The sequence below is a fragment of the Candidatus Krumholzibacteriia bacterium genome (genome assembly GCA_029865265.1).
Lineage (GTDB): Bacteria > Krumholzibacteriota > Krumholzibacteriia > WVZY01 > JAKEHA01 > JAKEHA01.
Genome location: JAOUHG010000007.1, coordinates 114,595 through 138,034, shown reverse-complemented (window position 1 = coordinate 138,034; position 23,440 = coordinate 114,595). Strand labels below are relative to the sequence as shown.

The following is a 23,440-nucleotide window of genomic DNA, read 5'->3' as shown; positions in this document are numbered from 1 at the left end:
GCTGATACGGGCGGCGCCGGCGCCGGTTGCAACGGTTTGCTGGTGAAGCACCGGTCCGCGCCGGACCGCGATGTGATGTTCGCCGTCGGTTACGCCGCCGAACACCGCCATGCCATCGCCGCCGGTGACGAGCGTCCACGTGTCGTCCAGCGTGACCATCCACCCGGACGGGTCGTCGGCCGCAATCGCCACCTCCAGCGGGGCGCCGCCGGTCACGCCGTAGTGCCGCAGAATACCCAGGAAGATGCCATACGCCTGTTGGCGCAGGTAGGCGGATGAATCGAGGCGCAGTTCTTCGTCGACATTGGCGATCGACGGCGCCGCCACCACGACGGCCGGGCAGGCCGTCTGCTGCAGCGCGTAGGTCACGGTGGAGCGCGCGCCGCGGAAGGGGACCGATATCGTGCTGGCGAAGGTCTCTCCCACCTCGCGCGCCATCACCTCGCCGGTCGCACTGCCGGGGAAGTAATACGCGCCCACCGACAACGCGCTGTCCGCTGTCGTGGCGCGGTGCCGGATTTCGATGTAGCGGTCCGCGCGGTAACGGTTGGTCAGGCGCGCGACGTCTTCGGGGAGGCGGACCTCCTCGGAGGTGCGCGTGAGGCGCACGTCGGCACCGGCCGCGCGCAGGAACGCCTCCAGGTAGACGGCGACGCGCAGGTTGACGTGCGCGCCGGAGAGCCCCATGGCACCCACCCCGGCTTGCTGCGGGGTGCCGCCCTGGGGATCGAGCACGAAGCGCTTGCCGAGCAGCGCGCCGCCGAACCACGGCTCCAGGCGCAACGTGTCGCCGACGGCGGAGACGGGGGCGGGGCGGTAGCCCGGCGCGCGTACCGTCGCGGTTGCGGCGGCGGAGAAGCCATACAGCCCTGATGGCGATTCCATCGCCAGCGCGGAGTCACCCGCGAAAACCCGCGCGTTGGTGACGGGTGCGCCGCTCGATAGGTCCCGAACCGTGATCGTCCGCCACGCGGCGCCGCCCTTGCTCCCCGCGGGCACGCGTGCGTCGAACGTTCTGCCCGCGCACGCGATGGTGAGGGCCACGTCGCGTGTCGCGCCGGCGGGAACCCGCAGCGAGAACTCCACCGATCCGCCCCGTACGTCGTCGCGCAACGATCCGCCGTCACCCGCCGGCGGAAGCGACGTGGTGAGCACGACCGGGGTTCCGTCCGCCACCGGCAGACCGCGCCGGTCGAGCACGCGCGCACGCACGCGCATTACGCCGCCGTTGCCGGGGACGCTGCGTGGGTCGGTGGTGATGGCCGCCATGGCCGGCGGTTGCGACAGCAAAAAACGGGTGCGCGCCACCGGACTGGTGTTGCCCCCCAGGTTGCGCGCGCAAACCGCCACCTCATACGTCCCGTTGGGTGCGTCCCAGGGCAGTTCATACGCGGCGTGGTTGCCGTCGGCCGAGAGGTGTGCGCGCACCGTCTCTCCGTTCACCGAGAAGCTGACGCCGTCGGGGTCGATACCGAGGCCGCCGTGGTCCTGGAAGCGGGTGGAAAGTGTCGGCACCTCCACCAGTACCGAGTCCTCGGGGAGAATGGTGGCCACGCGCGGTACGCCGCGCCGGCAGTAGTCGACGATTCCCAGGAAGTACGCCTCGGCCTCCAGTTCCTGGGCGCGCGACAGGCGCAGCTTGTCCTCCACCGGCGGGTGCGTGAGATAGCTCGACTCGCCCAGCACCGCCGGGATCCCGACGTTGCGCAGTATATAATAGTTGCCCTGGCGCACCTCGCCCACCGAGATGCCGAGATTGCGGATCAGGTGGCGGTGGATGGCGAAGGCAAGATCGAGCGACGCCGGGTCTCCAGCCTTGTAATAGGTCTCGATGCGGTTGTAACCGGGGTCGCGTTGCGGCTGTGCGTTGTGGTGGATGGAAACGAACAGGTCCGGCTGCAGGGAGTCGGCGGCATCCACGCGTGCCTGCAGGTCGAACGCCAGGGCGGAGTCCGCGTCGCTCAGGAAGTCGCGGTCCGACGAGCGCGTCAGGTGGACGTCGGCGCCCGCCTCGCGCAAGAGGCCCCACAGGTAGAGCGAGACCCCCAGGTTGACCCGGGATTCCTCCAGGCTGTCCTGGCCGACCGTCCCGCGGAAGGCTCCCCCGTGGCCGGGGTCGATCAGTATGCGGAATCCCGCAAGGGTGCTCGGGCCCACGCGCGGGAACGGGTCGGCGAGGCCCTCGTAGACCCGGTCCATATCGGGGGGGCTGCCGGGGGGCGGTCCGCCGCAGGCCCCCAGCAACGCGGCCGCGCCCAGGCTGGCGGCGAGCAAGCGTCGGGTGTGGGTGGCGGTGCGCGTCATGCAGGCATGCCTATCAGAAAGGTGCGCCCGGCATCAAGGAATTGTTGCATAATGGTTTGACGCGCCGGGCCGCGCCTGATACGAGAGGCGCGGTCCCGCAAAAAAATCCATGCCCGCACCCCGCTCCCCAGAGTTTCTTCGCGCCATTCCGTCGGTCGACGAGGTGCTCTCGCACCCCGCCTTCGTGGGCTGGCGGCAGACTCACCCCCGCTTTCCGTGGGCGCGTATGGTGCGGCTGCTGCTCGAGGAGGTCCGGGGTGGCACGTCCGGGGCCGGCCCCGACCGCGCCGCGCTGGTCGCGTGGACGGTGGCGCGCGCGGGCGAGCGCATCGAGCGGCTGCGTCTGGGGGGACAGGCCCCGGTGCTCAACGGGACCGGCGTGGTGTTGCACACCAACCTGGGGCGTGCGGTCATCGGCGAGCGGGCGGCACAGGCCGCAACGCGCGCAATGCGCGGATACGTGAGTCTCGAGGTGGACGTGGAGAGCGGCGAACGGTCGCACCGCGCACAGACGCTGGAAGAACTGCTGTGCCTGCTCACCGGCGCCGAGGCGGCGATGGTGGTCAACAACAACGCCGCCGCGATCTACCTGGTGGCGTCGTCGTTCTCGCCGCCGGGCCGCGTGATCGTCTCGCGCGGTGAGCTGGTGGAGATCGGCGGGAGCTTCCGCCTGCCGGAAATTCTGCGCGACGCGGCCGCGGAGGTTATCGAAATCGGTACCACCAACCGGACCTACGCGGCGGACTACGAGCGCGTGGCGCGCGCCGATGACGTCCTGCTGAAGGTCCACAAGAGCAACTACGAGATCGCCGGTTTTGCCCACGAGGCATCGCTCGCGGAGATCGTCGCCGTCGCGCGCGAGCGCGCGTGCCACGCGGTGTTCGACATGGGAAGCGGGGCCTTCTTCGACTTTGCCGGCGCCGGGCTGAGCGCAGACCGCGACGCGGCCGCGGTGATGGCCAGCGGGGTCGACGCAATCACCATGAGCGGGGACAAACTGCTCGGGGGGCTGCAGGCCGGGATCGTGGCGGGAACGCGCGCGTTCGTCGATCGCCTCAAGCAAAACCCGTTGCGGCGTGCGGTGCGCGTTGATAAAGTGACCGTCGCAGCGCTGCAGGAGATCGTGCGTTCGTATCTGTTCGGCGAGGATCCGCGCCGCGACAATCCGTCGCTGGCCATGATCACCGGCGGCGTGTCCGCGCACGAGCGCGCGCAGGGCGTCGCGGAACGGGTGTCGCCCGCCGCCGGGCCCGGCTTCCGGGTCTCGGTTGCGGCGGACGACGCGGTGGTGGGGGGTGGCAGCCTGTCCGGGGCCACGATTCCCTCGGCGGCGCTCGTGATCGGTTGCGCGGGCGAACGCGAGGCGACGCGGCTGGCGCGGGCGCTGCGTATGCGGCCGCTGCCGCTGTTTGTGCGGGTGCGGGGTGACGAGGTTCGAATCAATATGACCACCATACTCTCCTCGGAGGATGCCGACGTCGTGCGCGCCCTCCTGGAAACCATGGCCGCCATGCCGGCCGCCGGGAGTGACTAGCAATCATGGATCGCGCCTCCGTCTATCGTATCCCCGCCGCGCCGGACGTGCTGCGTGCGGCCGCGGGCGAAACCGCGCTGCCGTCGGTGCTGATGGAGCCGATGCAGGCGCTGGTGGCGGGTATCACCCGGCGCACCGCGGAGGGTCCGCTGTCGGTATACGTCTGCTCGGACGACGATTCCCTGCAGTTGCGCGACGACGTCGCCTTCCTGATGGTACGCACCCTCGCCGCGCACCTGCCCTCCGCGCTCGTGGTGGACTGTGACTTCATGCACACGGGCCTGCACGGCCTGGTGCCGCAGAAGGATGCACTCGGTTTCCTCGACTTCCTGCTCTACGGCAGTTCCATCGGGGTCATCACCCAGGCGTCGCGCGGTGTGCACGTGGTGGGCGCGGGATCGTTCCCGGTAACCCGGCGCATGCCGTTTGTCGAGGCCGCCTTCCACGAGGCGGGGCGCCGCCTGGCGGCGCACGCCCGCTGTGCCATCTTCGTCGGCCCGCTGACCGACGAGCAGGGCGATCCGCACCCGCTCACCGCCGCGGTGGACGTGGTGGCGGTGGTCGTCGCGGGGGACCGCGCGCCGGCCCTCGCTGTTGTCGACCGGATCGCCGAGCAGGCCGCGGACGTCTGGACCATCCAGCTGGGTGCCGCTCCCGAGCCGGCGCCGGCGCCCGTGCCCAGCCAACCGGCCCGTCCGGCCCCTGGCGCGCCCCAACCCGCGGCGGTTCTGCCCACCGGGATGCCGCCCCGGCGTCCCCGGGATGCCGAACCACGCTATTCGTCGCTCGTGCCGCGCATCGCCATTGTCGTTTTCGGCGTGGTGGTGATCGCCTTTGCCGTGTGGTGGTTCGTGCAGGGCCGCCATGCCGGGCCGCTCACGTCCGATGGCCCCACCGGAACCCGCCCGGCCGGAACCGGCACCGCCGCCGTTGCCCAGCCGCCGGACACCGTGGTCACACGCGTTGCCCCCGACACGCTGGTCGCGGCCGCGTCCGATGCCCCCGGGGGTGTCGTGGCGGATACCGTGGCGAGTGTGCTGCCCCCGCCGGTGGACCCGGCCGACACGGGCGGACGCACCGGGGGAACCCTGCTGCTCAACCCGGCCGACATCCACGTCATGGCGGACCTGGACGCGCACTGGCGCGACTGGTACATGATCCATATCAGTTCGTTCCAGGAGTCGATCCGCGCGCGCGAAGAGGTGGACTTCCTGCAGAGCCGCGAGTTCCCGGTGTTCATCGTCTTCCTCGATCTGGGTGCCAAGGGCAAGTGGTACCGCGTCTACTCGGGCCCGTTCGAGACGCGGGAAGAGGCCCGGGAAGTCAAAAAAAATCTGGACGCCATTGCGCAGGTGCGATTTACTCGCATCACCAAGATCCCTGAGTAATCCCAAAACGTCGCATAGCGACGCCACTTTCCCGGCGGGGGCCGCACTTGCAGCTGCGTAAGCTCGAAATCTCCGGCTTCAAATCGTTCATGTCGCGCCTCGAGCTCGATTTTACGGGCGGCGTGACGGCCATCATCGGCCCCAACGGGTGCGGCAAGTCCAACGTGGTGGATTCCATCCGCTGGGTGCTGGGCGAGCAGCGCACGCGCATGCTGCGCAACACCAAGATGGAGAACGTGCTCTTCAACGGCACGCGGCTGCGCAAGCCCCTCGGCATGGCCGAGGTCTTCATGACCCTCAACAACGAGGATCACGCGCTCAACCTCGAGTACAAGGAGGTCCGCATCGGGCGGCGCCTGTACCGCAGCGGGGTCAGCGAATACCTGGTGAACGGCCAGCCGGTGCGCCTCAAGGACGTGCGCGGGCTGCTGGTGGACACCGGGCTGGGCAACAGCGCCTACGCCATCATCGAGCGCGACATGATCGAGAAGGTCCTCTCCGAGAAAGAAGACGAGAAGCGCCACCTGCTGGAAGAGGCGGCGGGTGTCATGCGCTACCGCCTCCAGCGCGAGGAGGCCGAGCGCAAGATCAAGGCGACGGAGCAGGACCTCACCCGCCTGGTCGACATCCTCAATGAACTGGATAAGGAGCTGCGCTCGCTCAAGTACCAGATGGGCAAGGCGCGGCGCTACCAGTCGCTCAAGGAGCAGGCGGATGCGATGGAGATCGCGCTGCTCAAGGCGTCGCTGTTCGAGATTCTCACCCGGCGCGACGAGCTGCACGCCGAACGCGAGGCGCAGGAGAACGTGCGCCTGGTGGGGGACAACGAGATTCTGATCCGCGAGAACCGCCTGCAGGAGCAGCGCGTGCAGACCGCGGAATTCGAGAAGCGCCTGCAGGAGCTCAACGAGACGCGCTACGCCGCGATGACCGCGCTGCAGCAGTACGACGAGCGGGTGGCGGTGCATACCGAACGCATCAACGCCAGCCAGGCTCGCATCCGTGAGGACGGCGAGGAGATCACGCGTGCCGCCGCGCGCAAGGCCGAGATCGAACGCGACCTCGACGGCGCGCGCACGGCGGCGGGCGAGCGGCGCGTGGCGCTCACCGAGTCGCGCAACCGTCTGGGCGCCCGCGAGGGCGCGCTGCGCGAGGCCAACCAGCGCCTGGAAGAGGCGCGCGGCGCGTTGCGCCGTCGCAAACAGATCGCGCTGGACCTGGTGCGCGAGCAGGCGCGCGAGAAGGGCGTGCTTGAGCAGGTGGAAGCGACGCTCAACGATCTGGCGAAGCGCCAGGATGTCATCGAGTCCCAGCTCGACGAGCTGTCCGCCGAGGAGGCCAAGCGGGTCGAGGAGCTGTCGGGTATCGAGGCGCGCGTTTCCGCGCAGCAGGCCGTGCTGGGCGAGAAGCAGAACGCACTCACCGCGCTCACCCGCGTCATCGACGAGTCCTCCACGGCCATCGTGGCGGGCGAGAGCGAACTCGCGCAGGCGAGCCGCGCGCTGGCCAAGCTGGTGGAGAAGCGCGAGTTCATGACGCGCGTCGCCGAGGAGCACACCCGCACCGCCGAGGAATTGCGTCGCCACGGCGCCGTGGCCGGGGTGCTCTCCGACCTGGTGCGCGTGGAGAAGCGCTACCGCAAGTGTTTCGAGGCGTGTCTGGCTCCCATCCTGCGCAGCGTGGTCACCGGTTCGCGGCGCGACGCCATGGATTGGCTCAAGTCCTACCGGCGCGGCGACGGCGGCCGCGTGCAGATCCTGTTTCCGGACCATTTCGTGAGCGGTGCGGAACTCCCGTCGGGCGATGGCGTCATCGGGCCGGCGCGCGAGCTGGTGGACTGCGATCCCAGTGTGTCGACCTATCTGGTTGCCTACCTCGAGGGCGTTCTCGTGGTCGAGGACGTCGACGCCGCGCTGCGCCTGATCGAGGCGGGGCGCGCGTCGCGCGTGGCCACGCTGGACGGCGTCTTCTTCGACGGCCCCGGCCGCGTGCTGGTGGCCGGCCAGGATGACATCGACGTCACCCTGCTCGAGATGCAGTCCAAGCTGGCCGAGATCGAGCGTTCGCTCGCCGAAGCGGAGGCGCGCGAGAACCAGCTGCGGCAGCTACGCGACACCCTGGCGGAGAAGCGCGAACGCGCACAGCGTGAGATCACCGCCATCCGCGCCTCGCTGGCCGGGGAAGAGCGGACGCATGAGGACCTGGTGCGCAGCCGGCGCGAGGCGGAGTTGCACCTGGTGCGCGTGAAGGAGAAGATCACCGCGCTGGAGCAGGGTATTTCCGAGACGCGCGATGCCATGCTGCAGTTGCGGCCGCGCCTGGAGAGCTCGCGTCGCAGCGCGGAGATGCCCGACGCCGCCGCCGATCTGGAAGGCGCCGACCTGGCCGCGCTGGAAGAACAGGTGCACGCCGTCGAGCGCGAGCGGGAAGCGCTGGCGGAGGAGGTGGGCGCGTTGCGCGTGGCGGACGTCACGGTTGCGGCCGACCTGGAAGCGCTGGAAACGCGCGTGAAGAGCCACGAGACCATGGTGGAGGAACTCGCCGGGCTGGTGCGGGCGCGCGAAGAGGACCGGCGCCGCGCCGACGAGCAGATCCGCCTGAGCACCGAGGACATCGCCGCCACGCGCGACGCGGTGGCAAAGCTGCACGCAGAGAAGGACGCGGTCGGGGCACGCATCGAGAGCGAGAACGATGCCTACGCGACACTGAAGGAGTCGCGCGACGCGCTCGAGGCCGAGATCAAGGCCATGAAGGATCAGCGCGACGCCAAGCGCACCAACCTGGAGCGCGTCAACGTGGAACTGGCGTCGGTGGATACGCGCATGGCCGGCTTCGTCGAGAAGGCGCGCGAGAAGTTCGGGCAGGATCTGGAACCCATGATCGCGGACCGCAGCCGCTTCGACGCGAGCGAGTGGGAGCAGGTGAGCCGCGAGGAGCTGGCCGAAATCAAGGGGCGCCTGGAGCAGTTCGGTCCCGTCAACATGCTGGCCATGAGCGAGCACGACGAGAAGAAGGAGCGCTTCGACTTCCTCTCCAAGCAGAAGCAGGACCTGGAAGAGGCCAAGGACTCGCTCACCCAGGCCATACGTCGCATCAACAAGGAGGCACGCCGCCTGCTGGGCGAGACCTTCGAGAAGGTGCGCGAGAACTTCAAGCAGACCTTCATGACGCTCTTCGACGGCGGCGAAGCGGACCTCATGTTCGTCGACTCGGACGACCCGCTGGAGGCCAACATCAAGATCGTGGCGAGCCCGCGCGGCAAGAAGCTGCACGACATCTCCAGCCTTTCCAGCGGCGAGCGCGCGCTGGTGGCGCTGTCGCTGCTGTTCGCCATCTACCTGGTCAAGCCCAGCCCGTTCTGCGTGTTCGACGAAGTGGATGCGCCGCTGGACGACGCCAACATCGCGCGCTTCGTGAAGCTGCTGCGCTCGTTCACGGATCACACCCAGTTCGTGGTGATCACCCACAACAAGAAGACCATGGAAGCGGCGGACAGTCTCTACGGCGTAACCATGGAGGAACCGGGTGTGTCCAAGCTGATCTCCGTCCACCTGGACGACGCGGAGCGCTTCAAGGCCCACGGCGCCACCCCGCGTGCCGCGGCCGCCGACGCCGCGTCGACGGCGTAGGTTCCGCCGATAGGCGGACGTGATGCCGCTCCTCCGCTCAGGGTCACATGTTCAACCTGAAAGCAAAACTGCAGCGCGCGCGCGCGAGCCTCGTTGAGCCGCTGGCGCGCGTGTTCCAGCGCGGGCCGGCACTGGCCGCGGACGATGTCGACGAGGTCGAGGCGCTGCTGCTCTCGGCCGATGTGGGCGTGGACGCCACCGACCGTGCGGTGGCGGCGCTGCGCGAGCGCGGTGCGGCCGACTACCGCGAGACGTTGCGCGAGATCTTCCTCTCCATTCTCCAGGACGATACCGGGCCCGAAGCGGCGGCGAAGCCGCGCGCCATCGTCGTGGTGGGTATCAACGGCGTGGGCAAGACCACCAGTATCGGCAAGCTCGCCTTCCACCTGAAGGCGCGCGGGGAGCGCGTGCTGCTGGCCGCGTGCGATACCTTCCGCGCGGCGGCCGCGGACCAGCTGGGTATCTGGGCGGAGCGCGTCGGCGTGGACATGATCCGCCACGCGGAGGGAACAGATCCGGCCGCGGTGGCCTTCGATGCCTGCGAGGCGGCGCGTGCCCGCTCGGTGGACACGGTGATCATCGACACCGCCGGGCGCCTGCACACGCGCGTGAATCTCATGGAGGAACTGGCCAAGGTGCGCCGCGTGTGCGAGCGCTCGCTGGGTGACGGCGCGGTGCGCGTACTGCTGGTGCTCGACGCCAACCTGGGCCAGAACAGCCTCGTGCAGGCGCAGGAGTTCACGCGCCGCATGCAGACCGACGGCATCATCCTCACCAAGCTCGACAGCACCGCGAAGGGTGGCATCGTCATCGCCATCCGCCAGTCGCTGGGGCTCCCGGTGCGCTTCATCGGCGTGGGCGAGGGTCTCGAGGACTTCGGCGAGTTCTCACCCCGGGAATTCGTGGACGCCCTGCTGGGGCAATGAGTTCCGCCCCATCGCCCGCCTTGACACCCCGGCCGTTCGTGCGGCATATTAAGGGTCTGGAAACCTTCGGGGCGGGGTGAAAGTCCCCACCGGCGGTATAGCCCGCGAGCGGATTCATCCGCACGATCCGGTGAGATTCCGGAGCCGACAGTCACAGTCTGGATGGGAGAAGGTAGCCACGCATTCCACGTGTCCCCGCCCGGGGAGCGCGTGACGGAGTGTCCGTCATGCGCGCCGGTCTTACTCCCAGTATTACACGAAGTGTTTCCGCTAACAGGTTGTCTGTGAGCGCGTTACACATCAATTCCATCGCCGGCCGGGTGCCCACCCCGGATGGCGCGTCCGGGCCCCGACCCGACCCGGACGTCTGGAACGACGGGGACCTGGCCGCCATGCGCATGGCCATGCGCCTCGCGTGGCAGGGTGCGGGCCGCACCGGCACCAACCCGATGGTGGGTTCGGTAGTGATGCGGGACGGGCACGTGCTGGCCACCGGATTCCACGGCCAGGACGGTATCGCCCATGCGGAGGTGATCGCGCTCGATGCGGCGGGGGAAGCCGCGCGCGGCGCCACACTCTACGCTTCGCTCGAACCGTGCGCGCACCACGGGCGGACACCACCCTGCACCGACCGCATCATCGCCGCGGGGGTCGCGCGCGTGGTCATTCCCGCACTCGATCCAGACCCGCGCGTGTTCGGCCGCGGTGTCGAACGGATGCGCGCCGCCGGCATCCGGGTGGAGGTCGGGTGCCTGGACGCGTCCGGCGTTCTGGACAATCTGGGCTACTACCGCGACCGCCTTGGACTTCCCTCGCTGGTGACCCTCAAGATGGCGCTCTCGCGAGACGGCATGGTGGCATCGGCGCCCGGACGGCGCGACGATATTACCGGGGGCGACGCGCGGGCCGAGGTGCACGCGCTGCGCGCGGTGCACGACGCCGTCGTCATCGGCGTAAACACCATGCTCAGCGATGCGCCGCGCCTTGACTGCCGCCTGCTGTCGCCCGGCCCGCATCGCCTGCCGGTGCCGGTGGTGCTCGATTCGCGCTTGCGCACGCCCGCCGACAACGCGTGGTCGCGCGCCGGGCGTCCCTTCGTGGTGGTGACCGGCGGCGACGCGGACGCCGGGCGGGCGGCGGCTATCGACGCGCGGGGCGGCAGCGTGATCCGCTGCGCGCGCGCGCCGCGGGGCGTGGACATCGACGAAGCCGTCGCCGCGCTGGCCGCGCGCGGGCTCAGGCGCCTCCTGGTGGAGGGCGGGCCCGGCGTTGCCGCGAGCTTCCTTGCCGCCGGCCGCTGGGACGCCGCCTGGTACTACCGCGCGCCGGTCCTGCTGGGTGCGGGTGGGGTGCCGATGCGCCCGGACACGCCGCCGGGCGCGGTGGTGGATTGCGTGCCGGTCGGCGCGGACGAGCGCACGCGCAGCGTGGGTGAGCGTGCGCGCGACGAGATCGAGGCGGGTTTCCGGTCGCGCGCGGCGGCCGGCCGGGGGAGTGACGCATGTTTACAGGACTGATCGAGTTCGTGGGCCGCGTGGAACGTGTGAGCGACGAGGGCGGCGTGCGGCGCCTGCGCATCGCGGTCCCGCCCGAGATCGCGGCCGGGCTGCGGGTGGGGGACAGCGTGGCGGTAAGCGGTGTGTGCCTCACCGCCGAGCGTGCGGACGCAACCGGTTTCGATGCGACCGCGGTGGGTGAGACGCTCGCGCGCAGCACGCTGGGCGCACTGGCGGCGGGGGACGGGGTCAACCTGGAGACGCCGGTGACGGCGGCGCGGGTCTTCGGCGGCCATATCGTGCAGGGGCACGTGGACGGGGTCGGCCGCGTCAGCGCCTGGGAGCACGACGCCAACGGCGGCACCCTGAGAGTGGCGCTGCCCCCGAAGGTTTACGAACTTTGCGTCGAGAAGGGGTCCATCGCCATCGACGGTGTGAGCCTGACCATCGCGTCGTTGTGTGGCGGCGGCGAAATCACCGTTGCCATCGTTCCGCACACCGTCGGCGCCACCATCATCGGGGGGTACCGGGCGGGAACGCCCGTGAACGTCGAGGCGGACGTGATCGCAAAATACGTGCAGGAATTCGTGCGTCGTGCGCAGCCCGCGCCCTCGCAGTAGTCCAGACGGCCGCGCCAGCACGCGGCGGAGGAGAGAGCATCCATGAGTCCGTTCTGCAGCATCGACCAGGCAATCGAGGACATTCGCAACGGCCGCATCGTGATCGTCGTCGACGACGCGGATCGTGAGAACGAGGGGGACATGATCTTCGCCGCCGAGAAGGTCACACCCGAACTGGTCAATTCCATGGCGCGCTTCGGGCGCGGCTTGATCTGTGCGCCGATCACCGAGGAGCGCGCCGCGCATCTCGAACTCAACGCCATGGCCGAGCACAACACGTGCAAGCTCGGAACCGCGTTCACCGTGTCGGTGGACAAGGTGGGTGGGACCACCACCGGGATCAGCGCGCACGACCGCGCGGCGACCATCCGCGCGCTGGTGGACGAGAAGACCCGTCCCGCGGACCTGGCGCGGCCCGGACACATCTTTCCACTCGTCGCCCGGCCGGGTGGCGTGCTGCGCCGCGCCGGCCACACCGAGGCCGCGGTCGACCTGGCGCGTCTCGCGGGACTCGCGCCGGTGGGGGTGCTGTGCGAGGTGCTCGATGAGGACGGTTCCATGGCGCGTCTGCCGCGGCTCACGCAGATCGCGAAAGAACTGAAACTCAACATCGTGACCATCGCCGACCTCATCGCCTTCCGTCGTGGCAGGGAGAAGCTGGTGGAGAAGATCGAGGAAATCGACTTTCCAACCGAGCACGGCGAATTCCGCCTGCACCTGTACCGCAGCATTGCCAGCGGCATCAACCACGTCGCGCTCACGCGCGGGACCATCCAGCGCGACGAACCCATCCTGGTACGCGTCCATTCGCGTTGTCTCACCGGCGACGTGTTCGGTTCGCTGCGCTGCGACTGTGGTCCGCAACTCACCCACGCGCTGGCGCAGATCGACAGCGCGGGCCGCGGGGTGCTGGTCTACATGAACCAGGAGGGGCGCGGCATCGGCCTGGAGAACAAGATCCGCGCCTACGCGCTGCAGGACCGCGGCCACGACACCGTCGAGGCCAACGAGGCGCTGGGCTTCCCCGCCGACCTGCGGGACTACGGGCTGGGTGCCCAGATTCTGGCCGACCTGGGTCTCGGCAAGATCCGGCTCCTGACCAACAACCCGCGCAAGGTGGTGGGGCTGTCGGCCTACGGCCTGGAGATCGTGGACCGCGTCCCCATCGAGATCATCGCCAACGAGGTCAACCGCCGCTACCTGGAGGTCAAGCGGGACAAGCTCGGCCACATGCTCAACCAGCAACTGGGTGTGCCGAGGGCGGAGGAGATACGCAGTGGCGACTGAGAAGCGCGCCCGGCTGGACGCGAGCGGCCGCAGGGTGGCGGTGGTGGCGAGCCGTTTCAACGAGGTGGTGACCCGGCGCCTGGTTGAGGGTGCGGTGGAGAGCCTGCGGGCTCATGGTGTTGCCGACGCTGACATCGCGGTATACTGGGTGGCGGGCGCGTTCGAGGTTCCGCAACTCGCGGCGCAGGTTGCGCGCGAGAAGCACGCGGACGGCGTGGTGTGGGCGGGGGCGATCATCCGCGGCGAGACGGATCACTATGACGTGCTGTCGCGCACGGTGACGCAGGCCATTGAGTCCACCGCGCTCCAGAGCGGGGTGCCGATGACGCTGGCCGTGCTGACCACCGATACGCTGGAACAGGCGATCGACCGCGCGGGCGGCAAGCACGGCAACGCGGGCTGGAACGCCGCCGTGGCGCTGGTGGAACTGATGAGTCAGTTTCGGTCGTAGTCATGGGCAAAAGACGCAGAGCGAGGGAGATGGTGCTGCAGGCGCTGTACGAGGCGGAGTTCTCCGACCGCGGGGCGTTGGAGATCGTGGACGAGCAGATCATGCGGCGTGCCCCCTCCGACGCAACGGCGACCCACGCGCGCGACCTCTTCCTGATGACGATGGAGAAACGCGCCGATCTCGACCACATCATCCGTTCCGTGCTGGACAACTGGGAACTGGAGCGGGTGTCGCTGGTGGACCGCAACATCCTGCGTTTCGCCCTCGCCGAAGTACTGTACTTTCCGGAGGTGCCGGCAAAGGTGATCATCGACGAGGCCATCGAGGTGGCCCACCGGTACAGCTCGGATGACGCCGGGCGCTTCGTCAACGGACTGCTGGATCGCATGGTACGCGAGTTCAGGAAGGAAAGTGTGTGAAGTACGCCATCTTCTCCGACATCCACGGAAACCTCGAGGCCCTGCTGGCGATTCTCGCCAACGCCGAAAAACAGGGCGTTGGCGCGTACGTCTGCCTGGGAGATGTCATCGGCTACGGGGCGAATCCAAACGAGTGCGTGGAAACCGTGCGTGGTCTCGATCCGCTGGTGTGCCTGCGCGGCAATCACGACGCTGCGGTGGTGGACGAGCGCGAGCGGGTGTTCTTCCACGAGGTGGCCCTGGAGGGCATCCAGTACAGCGCCGGCAACCTCACCGCGGAGAACACCGAGTTCCTGCGCACGCTGCCGTACGAGTATCGCGACAACCCGCGTTTCATGGCGGTGCACGCCTCGCCCTATCACCCCGAGCACTGGGAGTACGTTCTCGACGGACTCGGCGCGGAGCGCGCCTTCGACGCCATGGCGCCGCACCGGCTCGCCTTCATCGGACACTCGCACGCGCCGGTGGTATTCTGCGACGATGGCAGTGCACAGCGTTACCCTTCCGACGAGGCGCTCATGCTCGACCCGAAGCAGCACCGCTACGTGATGAACGTGGGGAGCGTGGGGCAGCCCCGCGACGGCAACCCCGACGCCTCGTATGTGGTGTTCAACGACGAGCGCGATTCGGTGCGCCTGGTGCGCGTGCGTTATGACCGCGAGAAGGCCGCGGAGAAGATCCTCAAGGCGGGCCTGCCGCCGGTTCTGGCGGAGCGCCTGTTGATCGGCTACTGAGCCACCCCGTTGTACCCCGCATGAAACGTTCCTCCGAAAGACGGCACTGGGACCGGTTCTGGGCCACCTCGCCCGGGCTCGAGGACACCTACGCCAACGACGGGCGCCTGGTGGCGTACCTGGTGTCGCAGCTGGATGTGCGCGGCCGGCGCGTCCTGGAGGTCGGGGCGGGGACGGGACGCGACAGCCTGGACCTCGCGTCGCGCGGCGCCGAGGTGTGGACGGTGGACTACTCCGACGAGTCTCTGGAGTTGACGCGTGCCGCCGCCGGCGACCGGTTGCGCATCGTGTGTGGTGACGCGCTCGCGCTGCCGTTTGCGAACGAGTCGTTCGACATTGTGTTTCACCAGGGGCTGCTGGAACACTTCCGCCAGCCGCTGGATCTGTTGGCGGAGAACCACCGGGTGCTGCGCACGGGAGGCTGCCTGTTGGTGGACGTGCCACAGCGCTATCACTACTACACCGCCATGAAGCACGCGCTGATGGCCGCCGACCGCTGGTTCGCCGGCTGGGAGACCGAGTTCAGCGCGGGTGAACTGCGCGGCCTGATGGAACGCGCCGGGTTCACGGTGGAGGGGTTCTACGGCGAAAACCTGTTTCCGCCCGTCTGGTACCGCGGCGTGCGTCGTACCTTGCTCAAGGTGGGGGTGCGGTTGCCCATGTATCCGCTGTCGTCGCCCGCCATGGCGCGCGCGCGCGCGTCGCTGCGCGGCGCCGTTCCGCAGGGCGTGCGGCTGGCCACGTCCATGGTGATCGGGTGTCTGGGCCGCAAGGCATGAGCGCGGATCGCAGGCTCGATCTGGTCGCCCTCAACTGGCGCGACATTCGCAATCCGGAGGCCGGCGGGGCGGAGGTGCATCTGCACGAGATCCTCACGCGCATGGTTGCGCGCGGGCACCGCGCGACGCTCTTCGCCACGCGGTTCGCGGGGGCGCCCGCGGAGGAAGCCGTGGATGGCATCCGGGTCATCCGGCGTGGCGCGTGGTGGAACGCAAACTTCGTGCTGCCGCTCGCGGCCCGCGCGCACCTGCGGCGCGACCCCGCGAGCCTCATCATCGAGGACATCAACAAGATCCCGTTCTTCATGCCATGGTTCACCCGCCTGCCGGTGATGCCGGTGATTCCGCACCTGTTCGGCACCACCGTGTTTCGCGAGACCAATCCCGTGTTCGCGTCGTATGTCTACCTGTGGGAGAGACTCATCCCGCGTGTCTATCGTGGTTGTCGATTCGTGGTGATCTCCCCCAGCACGCGCGACGATCTGGTGGCGCGCGGGGTTCCAGCGGGCAACGTGGACGTGGTGCTGTGCGGGCTGGACCACGAGCGTTACCGGGTGATCCCGGACGCGGGCCGCGACGAACACCCCACCCTGGTTCACCTCGGCCGCGCACGCCGCTACAAGGCGATCGACGTGGTGATCCGCGCGTTCGTCCGCGTGCGCGAGGCGATGGCGAACGCGCGCCTGCTGATCATCGGTGACGGCCCCGAGCTGCCCGCGCTCAGGGAACTCGCGCGCCGGCTGGGGCTGGGCGATGCGGTGGAATTCGCCGGACACATGCCCGCGGGCGACATCGTGCTCGCGTTGAACCGCTGCCACGTGGTGCTCAACGCGAGCCCCAAGGAGGGCTGGGGGCTCACGGTGGTGGAGGCCAACGCGTGCGGGGTGCCGGTGGTGGGGAGCGACAGCCCCGGGTTGCGCGATTCCATCCGCGACGGGGAAACCGGCTTTCTGGTTCCGCCGGGGGACAGCGACGCGTTCGCGAAGCGCGCGCTCGAGTTGCTGCGCGACGACGCCCTGCGCGCGCGCATGTCTCAGGCGGCCCTGTCGTGGGCGGGTTCGCTTACCTGGGACCGTACGGCGGACGAAATGGAAACACGCTTCCTGCGGGATGCCCGATGAGCACCACCCACGCCGGTACCAGGGGAGTCGGGGGCGGGCTGCTGCGCTGGACGGTGAAGATCGCGGTGAGCGCGGGGCTCATGGTGTTCCTGCTGCGCAAGATCTCGCTGCCGGAGCTGGAGCGGTTGATCCGCACCATGGACCCGGTGCTGCTGGTGTCGGCGGTGGCGGTGTTCGTGGTGAGCAACGTGGCCGGCTGGCTGCAGTGGCACGTGCTGCTCAGCGCGGGTGGAATCTCTGCCGGCCGCGCACGCACCTTCGGTTTCTACAACGTGGGCCTGTTCTTCAACAACTTCCTCCCCGCCAACATCGGGGGCGACGCCGTCAAGGTGTATGACGTCACACGGCTGGGCGGTAGTGTCTACCATGTGATCGCGGTGACCCTGCTGGATCGCCTGCTGGGCGTGTTCAGCCTGTGTGTGCTCGCAATCGCGGCGGACCTGTTCCTGATCGCGCGGGAGCCGACGCCGTACGCGTACTACCTGGCGCTGTTCGCCGCGTGCATGCTGCCGGCCATCGGGTTCTATTTCTTCCGTCCGCTGGGAAACGCGTTCCGCCGTGCGGTGCTGCGCGTGCGCCCACTGGCGCTCGACCGGCGCATCACGTCCATCATCGACCATCTCTCGCCCTTCAAGGGCCGCCGCGCGCTGGTGGCGCGGCTGGTCGCGTTCTCCATACTGATCCAGATGCTGCGTGTGCTGACGCACGTTCTGGTGGGAATGGCGATGGGGGTCACCATGGACTTCCACGTCCTGTGCCAGTTCTTCGTGTTCGTGCCCATTCTGAGCCTGGCCATGATTCCGCCCGTCACCATCAACGGGCTCGGGATCCGCGAGGGGCTCGGCATCCTCCTGTTCGCCCAGGCGGGCATCGGCCGCACCGACGCGTTTGCGATGGAATTCGTCACCTACATCATCTCGGTGCTGGCCAGCCTCGTGGGCCTGGGGTTCTTTCTGGCGCGACGGGTGGGAGGCCCCCCGGGTTCTCCTTCTTTTCGCGCTTGATCGCCCCACGGGGGTCGGGTAGCTTGTAGCTCGCGCCGGCCGCCCGGGAACCAACCCGGGCGGTGCTGCATACAAAGGACATCCCGCGTTCCCACCGGCGCGCCACCGGACGGCGGACCGATCTCCGCCGCACAACGAATGAATCAACCGAACAACGCCGCTTCGCCGGCACCGGCCCTCCAGCGAACCCTGCGCAGACTCTTCTGGGCCGGGGGGCTGCTGGCCTTCCTGGGTTCCTTCCTGCTCTATGCGAGCACCATGGAGGGGACGTCGAGCTTCTGGGACTCCGGCGAGTTCATCGCCTCGGCGCACATCCTGGGCGTGCCGCACTCACCGGGCACGCCGCTGTACGTGCTGGTGGCCAAGGTGGCGTGCCTGCTGCCGTTCTGGTTCCTGTCCATCGCGCAGCGGGTGAACCTGCTGTCCGCGTTCTGCGGTGCGGCGGGGGTGCTGTTCGTCTATGCGCTTGCGGTGCGCTTCTTCGACGACATGGCCGGCAGGAGCCAGACCCTGGCCGATGGCGTCGTGCGGATCGGCGGCGCGCTGACCGGCGCGCTGTTCCTCACCTTCAGCGACTCATACTGGACCAACTCGATCGAGGCGGAAGTGTACGGGATGAGCAACGCGTTCATGGGTTTCATGACGTGGCTGGCCATCAAGTGGGGCGACATGCCCAAGACGCCGCGCTCGACGTCGTTCATCTATCTCATCTTCTATCTGCTGGCCTTGAGTGTGGGCTTCCACCTGGGCACGGTGCTGGTCTTTTCCGGCATCTTCTTCTTCGTGCTGATGTCGAAGGACCGCCCCTTCTCCCTGCTGGAGTGGTTCGTGGCCAGCGCGACGCTGGGTGTCTTCATCGCCGACGCCACCATCTACCGCAACGGCGGGTTCACCCTGTTCCTGCTGGGCGTGCTGGCCATTGTGATCATCTGGCTCTACAGCCGGGGCAAGCCGTTCGCGGCGGTGTGTGCCGGACTGTTCCTGCTGGGCCTGTCCGTCCACCTGGTGCTGTTGATCCGTTCCATGCACAACCCCGCCATCGACGAGGGCGACCCGGAGACGTGGCGCGCGCTGTACGCGGTGGTGCGCCGCGAACAGTACCCGCCCACCAGCATCGTCAATCGCAAGGCCAGCTACCTGTTCCAGTTCCAGCACTTCAACGGGTACTTCCAGGCCCAGTTCCAGATGTTCCAGGCCTACGTGGGCCAGCTCAACCTGGGCTCGCTGCTGCCGGTGGGCCTGGGGGTGTGGGGAATGGTGGATCAGTACTCCCGCCACCGCAAGACGTTCGTCATGCTGTTCGTCACCCTGATGGTCATGAGCCTGGGCCTGATCATCTTCCTGAACTTCTCGGACAGCGAGGTGCGCGAACGCGATTACTTCTACTCCTCGGCGTTCTATTACTTTGCCGTCTTCATCGGCATCGGTGCCGCCAGCGTGCTGAACGAGCTGAAGGGCATGTTCGCCCGTTCGCGCAACCCGGTGCCCGCCACGGTGGCGCTGGCGGTGCTGTTCGCCGCCATGCCGTTCACCACCATGTCGCAGCATTACTTTACGCACGACCGCTCCCGCAATCGCACCTGCGCGGAGTACGCGCGCAACATGCTGGTGTGCCTGGAGCCCAACGCGGTCCTGTTCACCAACGGGGACAACGATACCTTCCCGTTATGGTTCATCCAGGAGGTGGAGGGCTATCGCAAGGACGTGCGGGTGGTGAACCTGAGCCTGCTCAACACGCCGTGGTACATCAAGCAGTGCCGGGACAACGAACCCCGCGTGCCCATCGCGTGGACGGACGACCAGATCGACCAGCTGGTTCCGGTGCCGGGCAAGGACGGCTGGCTGCTGGTGCGGGATCTCGCCGTTGACCACATCCTGCGCACCAACAAGTTCCAGCGGCCCGTCTACTTTGCGGTGACGATTCCGTCGTCGACCTTCGCCCCCTACCGCGAGATCCTCGAGATGGAGGGGCTGGCCTACAAGGTGGTGCCGCGCAAGGGCGACAACATGGTGAACGTGGACAAGCTGGAGGACTGCATCGTCAACCAGTACAGCTACGGCGGCATTCTCGACGCGAACTGGAAGCGCGACAAGAGCCTCTACCTGCAGCCATACATCGAACATCTGATCCAGAATTACTCGGCCGCGTTCGTGCAGCTTGCCTACGAGAAGCACAAGGCGGGCGACTACGCCACCGCCCTGCGCTACATGGAGGTGTCCGGACAGATCTCCCCGCGCCTGGAACCCCCGCGGCAGCTGCTTGGCCTGTACTACCTGGACGCGGGCGACACCGTGGGTGCCATTCAGTACTACATGGATGCGCTGCGCAACAGCCCCGGCGACCTGCAGCTGATGTACCGCCTGGCCGGGGTGTACGAGCGCCTGGGTGACTACGAGAAGGCGCTCGACTTGATCGACCCCATCCTGCGCGAGGATCCCGACAGCCAGGACCTGGTGATGATGGGCTATACGCTGAGTGTGCGCGGGGGCATGTACCCGCGCGCGCGGGCCTATCTCGCCGACTGGCTCGCCCGGCACCCCGGGGACCAGGAGGTCAAGCAGATGCTGGAAGACTTCGACGGTCAGATGCAGCAGGGAACGAAGGAACAGTAGCTGGCGGTCATGGCGCAGCGTGTAGTCGTCACCGGGGCAGCGGGGTTCATCGGTTCCCACCTCAGCGAGGCGCTGCTTGCAAGCGGCCGTTCCGTGACGGGTATCGACTGCCTCACCGACTACTACGACGTCCGCATCAAGCGCGACAACCTCTCCCGCCTTTCCTCGCACGATGGCTTCCGTCTGGTGGAGGAATCCCTCACCGCCACCGATCTGGATGCCCTGCTGGAGGGGGCATCGGCGGTCTTTCACCTGGCCGCGCAGGCCGGCGTGCGCCGCAGCTGGGGGAGCGAGTTCGAGCACTACATCGAGAACAACATCCGCGCCACGCAGTTGCTGTGCGAGGCCCTGCGACGGCATGCCGGCGTCAAACTCGTTTACTCCAGCTCGAGTTCGGTCTATGGTGACACCGCGCTGCTGCCGATGCGCGAGGATCACCCCGTGCAACCGCGCTCGCCGTACGGCGTGACCAAGCTGGCGGGCGAGGCGCTGTGCATGTTGTACGGCGCCAACTACGCCGTCCCGGTGGTGTGCCTGCGCTACTTCACCGTGTACGGCCCGCGGCAGAGGCCCGACATGGCGTTCCACCGCTTCATCCGCGCCGCGCTGGAGGGGGCGCCGGTGGAGGTGTACGGCTCCGGCGCGCAGACGCGTGATTTCACCTTCGTTGACGACGCGGTTGCGGCCAATGTCGCCGCCGCTGTGTACCAGGGCCCCGCGGCGGTATTCAACATCGGCGGCGGCAGCCGGGTGACGCTGAATCACGTGATCGATGTGATCGCGAACGTTACCGGTCGCACCGTGGACGCGCGCTACGGAGAATCTCAGAAGGGCGATGTGATGCACACCTACGCGGACATCTCCGCCGCCGAGACGGCGCTCGGGTACCGGCCCACCGTGGCCCTGGAAGACGGAATCGCGCGCGAGACGGAATGGGTGGAGGCCTTGCTGCGGCGCCTCGACGGGCGGGACACGCCATGAAGATCTCCCTGGTGGTGCCGTGCTACAACGAGCAGGACAGTCTGCCCGAGCTGTACGAGCAGATCGAAGCCGTCATGGCGCAGATGGGCTGCGACTACGAGTACGTGTTCGTGGACGATGGCAGCACCGATCGCACGGTGGCGGTGCTGCGCGAGCTGGCCCGCAAGTCGCCGCGCGTCGGCGTGATCAGTTTTCGCCGCAACTACGGCAAGTCCGCCGCGCTGCAGGTGGGCTTCCGTGCCGTCGACGGCGACTTCGTGGTGACCATCGACGCCGATCTGCAGGACGACCCGGCGGAGATTCCCGCGCTGCTGCGCAAGATCGAAGGCGGGGCCGACCTGGTGTCGGGGTGGAAGACCAACCGCCAGGACCCGCCCTCCAAGACGCTCCCCTCGCGCCTGTTCAACGCCACCACCTCGGCCGTCACCGGCATCAAGCTGCACGACTTCAATTGCGGGCTCAAGATGTACCGCCGCGAGGTGACCGACGCCATCACCGTGTACGGCGAACTGCACCGCTTCATCCCGGCGCTGGCGGCGTGGGAAGGGTTTCGCGTGGATGAGATCGGCGTGCGCCACTACAAGCGCAAGTACGGCAAGAGCAAGTACGGAGCGCGCCGCTTTCTCAACGGGTTCTTCGACCTGGTCACCACCATGTTCGTCACGCGCCGCGCGCTCAACCCGCTGCACTTCTTTGGGCGCATCGCGGTGGTGCTGTTCGCGCTGGGGCTCACCCCGCAGGTCTTCTTCCTGGTGCAGTGGATTGCGGGGGACGGACTGCGTGTGCGGCCCATCATGCTGCTCGGTTTCGTACTGATCATCGTCGCGCTGCAGATTGCATCCATCGGCCTGCTGGCGGAGTTGATCACCGCCCGCGGCGCGCGCGAGGCAGTGTACGCATTCAAGGAGTACGACGTGCGCGGCCGCCACACCCCGGCGGACGCGGCGCGCCCATCCGGCGCATGAGGATCTGCCTGGTCGGGCCGGTGCACCCCTACCGCGGGGGAATCAGCCACTTCACCGCCATGCTGGCCCGGGAACTGAGCGGATCGCACGCGGTGCATGTCACCGGCTTCTCCCGCCTCTACCCTGGATTCCTGTTTCCCGGCCGCACCCAGTTCGACGAAAGCGCGTCGACACTGCCGGTTGCGTCGTCACGCGTGATCGACTCCATCAACCCGTTCTCATGGCGGCGCGCCGCGGACGACGTACTCGCGTTCGCGCCCGACGTGGTGGTGTTCCAGTGGTGGCATCCGTTCTTTGCGCCCGCGTTCCGGGCCATGTGCCGGCGAATCCGCCGACGCTCGCAGGCGCGCATCGTGTTCCTCTGCCACAACGTGCTTCCGCACGAATCCAGCCCCATCGACCGCGTGCTGACCCGCTGGGGGCTGGCCGGTGCGCACGCCTTCGTGGTGCAGTCGCGCGAGGACGGGCGAACGCTCGCCGCGCTCACACCGGACGCGGTGGTGAAGTTCAATCCCATGCCGGTCTTCGACCTGTTCGGCGGCAACGCCGAGGACCGCGCCACCGCGCGCGCCCGCCTGGGCGTGGACGGCAACGTGGTGCTGTTCTTCGGGCTGGTGCGACCCTACAAGGGGCTGGGCGCGCTGCTCGACGCGTTCGCGCTGTGCGCGGAGGAGATCGACGGCACGCTGCTGGTGGTGGGCGAGTTCTACGAGCCGCGCGCGCCCTACGACGCGCGCATCCGCTCCCTCGGCATCGAAGCGCGCGTGCGCGTGGTGGACCGCTACGTTCCCAACGAGGCGGTGGGCGGCTTCTTCCGCGCGGCGGACGTGGTGGTACTGCCCTACGTGAGCGCCACCCAGAGCGCCATCGTGCAGACCGCGTTCAGCTTCGAGCGCCCGGTCATCGTGACCGCGGTGGGGGGGTTGCCCGACGTGGTGGCGGACGGGGTCACCGGTTACGTGGTCGCCCCGGGGGATACCGGGGCACTGGCCGCGGCCATGGTCCGCTTCTTCTCCGAGCAGGCGGGGGGGCGCATGGCGCAGGCCATCCGGGCCCGGGCGGGGGAATTCGCGTGGAGCCGGTGTGCCGGGGCCATCCTGGCCGCCGCGGCGGGGGCACCGGGCGAGCAAGCCCTTTAAAAAACGCAATTTGTGGCGGGCGGTGAGTGTGGTATCATCGCGGCCACCGT

Annotated in this window: 18 protein-coding genes and 1 riboswitch; of the genes, 17 read left to right on the top strand and 1 reads right to left on the bottom strand. The window is 68.3% G+C overall.

What is annotated here, in order from left to right; genetic code table 11:
• Positions 1-2,304 (bottom strand): N-acetylmuramoyl-L-alanine amidase (locus tag OEX18_05455; protein MDH4336708.1); only part of this gene is annotated, 2,304 nt, incomplete at its 3' end.
• Between the two features lie 109 nt (positions 2,305-2,413).
• On the opposite strand from OEX18_05455, the gene selA reads away from it, so the two are divergent.
• The 17 genes from selA (at position 2,414) to OEX18_05370 (ending at position 23,390) form a co-directional block, all read left to right on the top strand.
• The gene (gene selA, locus OEX18_05450) at positions 2,414-3,838 is read left to right on the top strand and encodes an L-seryl-tRNA(Sec) selenium transferase (protein ID MDH4336707.1); all 1,425 of its coding nucleotides are present in this window, start codon (positions 2,414-2,416) and stop codon (positions 3,836-3,838) included.
• A gap of 5 nt (positions 3,839-3,843) precedes the next feature.
• On the top strand, positions 3,844-5,226 hold the full coding sequence (locus OEX18_05445) for an SPOR domain-containing protein (GenBank protein ID MDH4336706.1): 1,383 nt from the start codon (positions 3,844-3,846) through the stop codon (positions 5,224-5,226).
• A gap of 47 nt (positions 5,227-5,273) precedes the next feature.
• Positions 5,274-8,855: a chromosome segregation protein SMC gene (gene smc, locus OEX18_05440; GenBank protein MDH4336705.1), complete on the top strand. Its 3,582-nt coding sequence runs from the start codon at positions 5,274-5,276 to the stop codon at positions 8,853-8,855.
• A gap of 47 nt (positions 8,856-8,902) precedes the next feature.
• The gene (gene ftsY, locus OEX18_05435; protein MDH4336704.1) at positions 8,903-9,781 is read left to right on the top strand and encodes a signal recognition particle-docking protein FtsY; all 879 of its coding nucleotides are present in this window, start codon (positions 8,903-8,905) and stop codon (positions 9,779-9,781) included.
• Positions 9,782-9,839: 58 nt separating this feature from the next.
• A riboswitch (FMN riboswitch) is annotated at positions 9,840-9,959 on the top strand.
• A 106-nt stretch (positions 9,960-10,065) separates the two neighbouring features.
• On the top strand, positions 10,066-11,298 hold the full coding sequence (ribD, locus tag OEX18_05430) for a bifunctional diaminohydroxyphosphoribosylaminopyrimidine deaminase/5-amino-6-(5-phosphoribosylamino)uracil reductase RibD (protein MDH4336703.1): 1,233 nt from the start codon (positions 10,066-10,068) through the stop codon (positions 11,296-11,298).
• Positions 11,283-11,897, top strand: coding sequence for a riboflavin synthase (locus tag OEX18_05425; protein ID MDH4336702.1), 615 nt, complete (start codon positions 11,283-11,285; stop codon positions 11,895-11,897). Before ribD ends, OEX18_05425 begins: the two co-directional genes overlap by 16 nt.
• A 42-nt stretch (positions 11,898-11,939) precedes the next feature.
• On the top strand, positions 11,940-13,184 hold the full coding sequence (locus OEX18_05420) for a bifunctional 3,4-dihydroxy-2-butanone-4-phosphate synthase/GTP cyclohydrolase II (protein ID MDH4336701.1): 1,245 nt from the start codon (positions 11,940-11,942) through the stop codon (positions 13,182-13,184).
• Positions 13,174-13,635, top strand: a complete 462-nt coding sequence (gene ribH / locus OEX18_05415; GenBank protein ID MDH4336700.1) for a 6,7-dimethyl-8-ribityllumazine synthase — start codon at positions 13,174-13,176, stop codon at positions 13,633-13,635. The genes OEX18_05420 and ribH overlap by 11 nt, the downstream gene beginning before the upstream one ends.
• 2 nt (positions 13,636-13,637) lie before the next feature.
• Positions 13,638-14,054, top strand: coding sequence for a transcription antitermination factor NusB (gene nusB / locus OEX18_05410; GenBank protein ID MDH4336699.1), 417 nt, complete (start codon positions 13,638-13,640; stop codon positions 14,052-14,054).
• Positions 14,051-14,788 carry a metallophosphatase family protein gene (locus OEX18_05405; protein ID MDH4336698.1) on the top strand — a complete coding sequence of 246 codons (738 nt, stop codon included), beginning with the start codon at positions 14,051-14,053 and terminating at the stop codon, positions 14,786-14,788. Before nusB ends, OEX18_05405 begins: the two co-directional genes overlap by 4 nt.
• Before the next feature lie 20 nt (positions 14,789-14,808).
• On the top strand, positions 14,809-15,567 hold the full coding sequence (locus OEX18_05400) for a class I SAM-dependent methyltransferase (protein ID MDH4336697.1): 759 nt from the start codon (positions 14,809-14,811) through the stop codon (positions 15,565-15,567).
• Positions 15,564-16,688, top strand: coding sequence for a glycosyltransferase family 4 protein (locus OEX18_05395; protein ID MDH4336696.1), 1,125 nt, complete (start codon positions 15,564-15,566; stop codon positions 16,686-16,688). Before OEX18_05400 ends, OEX18_05395 begins: the two co-directional genes overlap by 4 nt.
• Entirely contained in the window at positions 16,685-17,692 is a 1,008-nt protein-coding gene (locus tag OEX18_05390) for a flippase-like domain-containing protein (GenBank protein ID MDH4336695.1), read from the top strand. Before OEX18_05395 ends, OEX18_05390 begins: the two co-directional genes overlap by 4 nt.
• A gap of 138 nt (positions 17,693-17,830) precedes the next feature.
• The gene (locus OEX18_05385) at positions 17,831-20,305 is read left to right on the top strand and encodes a DUF2723 domain-containing protein (GenBank protein ID MDH4336694.1); all 2,475 of its coding nucleotides are present in this window, start codon (positions 17,831-17,833) and stop codon (positions 20,303-20,305) included.
• Between the two features lie 9 nt (positions 20,306-20,314).
• Positions 20,315-21,286 (top strand): NAD-dependent epimerase/dehydratase family protein, encoded by a 972-nt coding sequence (locus OEX18_05380; GenBank protein MDH4336693.1) that lies wholly within the window; start codon positions 20,315-20,317, stop codon positions 21,284-21,286.
• Complete coding sequence (locus tag OEX18_05375) at positions 21,283-22,251, top strand: glycosyltransferase family 2 protein (GenBank protein MDH4336692.1); 969 nt, start codon at positions 21,283-21,285, stop codon at positions 22,249-22,251. Before OEX18_05380 ends, OEX18_05375 begins: the two co-directional genes overlap by 4 nt.
• Entirely contained in the window at positions 22,248-23,390 is a 1,143-nt protein-coding gene (locus OEX18_05370) for a glycosyltransferase (GenBank protein MDH4336691.1), read from the top strand. Before OEX18_05375 ends, OEX18_05370 begins: the two co-directional genes overlap by 4 nt.
• Positions 23,391-23,440: the final 50 nt, after the last annotated feature.

Excerpts from the sequence above, each read along its gene's own strand:
- OEX18_05445 (MDH4336706.1), top strand. The coding sequence starts at position 3,844 with ATGGATCGCGCCTCCGTCTATCGTATCCCCGCCGCGCCGGACGTGCTG.
- selA (MDH4336707.1), top strand. The coding sequence starts at position 2,414 with ATGCCCGCACCCCGCTCCCCAGAGTTTCTTCGCGCCATTCCGTCGGTC.
- OEX18_05390 (MDH4336695.1), top strand. The coding sequence starts at position 16,685 with ATGAGCACCACCCACGCCGGTACCAGGGGAGTCGGGGGCGGGCTGCTG.
- OEX18_05370 (MDH4336691.1), top strand. The coding sequence starts at position 22,248 with ATGAGGATCTGCCTGGTCGGGCCGGTGCACCCCTACCGCGGGGGAATC.
- ftsY (MDH4336704.1), top strand. The coding sequence starts at position 8,903 with ATGTTCAACCTGAAAGCAAAACTGCAGCGCGCGCGCGCGAGCCTCGTT.
- OEX18_05375 (MDH4336692.1), top strand. The coding sequence starts at position 21,283 with ATGAAGATCTCCCTGGTGGTGCCGTGCTACAACGAGCAGGACAGTCTG.
- OEX18_05385 (MDH4336694.1), top strand. The coding sequence starts at position 17,831 with ATGAATCAACCGAACAACGCCGCTTCGCCGGCACCGGCCCTCCAGCGA.
- OEX18_05420 (MDH4336701.1), top strand. The coding sequence starts at position 11,940 with ATGAGTCCGTTCTGCAGCATCGACCAGGCAATCGAGGACATTCGCAAC.
- OEX18_05425 (MDH4336702.1), top strand. The coding sequence starts at position 11,283 with ATGTTTACAGGACTGATCGAGTTCGTGGGCCGCGTGGAACGTGTGAGC.
- nusB (MDH4336699.1), top strand. The coding sequence starts at position 13,638 with ATGGGCAAAAGACGCAGAGCGAGGGAGATGGTGCTGCAGGCGCTGTAC.
- OEX18_05380 (MDH4336693.1), top strand. The coding sequence starts at position 20,315 with ATGGCGCAGCGTGTAGTCGTCACCGGGGCAGCGGGGTTCATCGGTTCC.
- OEX18_05395 (MDH4336696.1), top strand. The coding sequence starts at position 15,564 with ATGAGCGCGGATCGCAGGCTCGATCTGGTCGCCCTCAACTGGCGCGAC.
- OEX18_05400 (MDH4336697.1), top strand. The coding sequence starts at position 14,809 with ATGAAACGTTCCTCCGAAAGACGGCACTGGGACCGGTTCTGGGCCACC.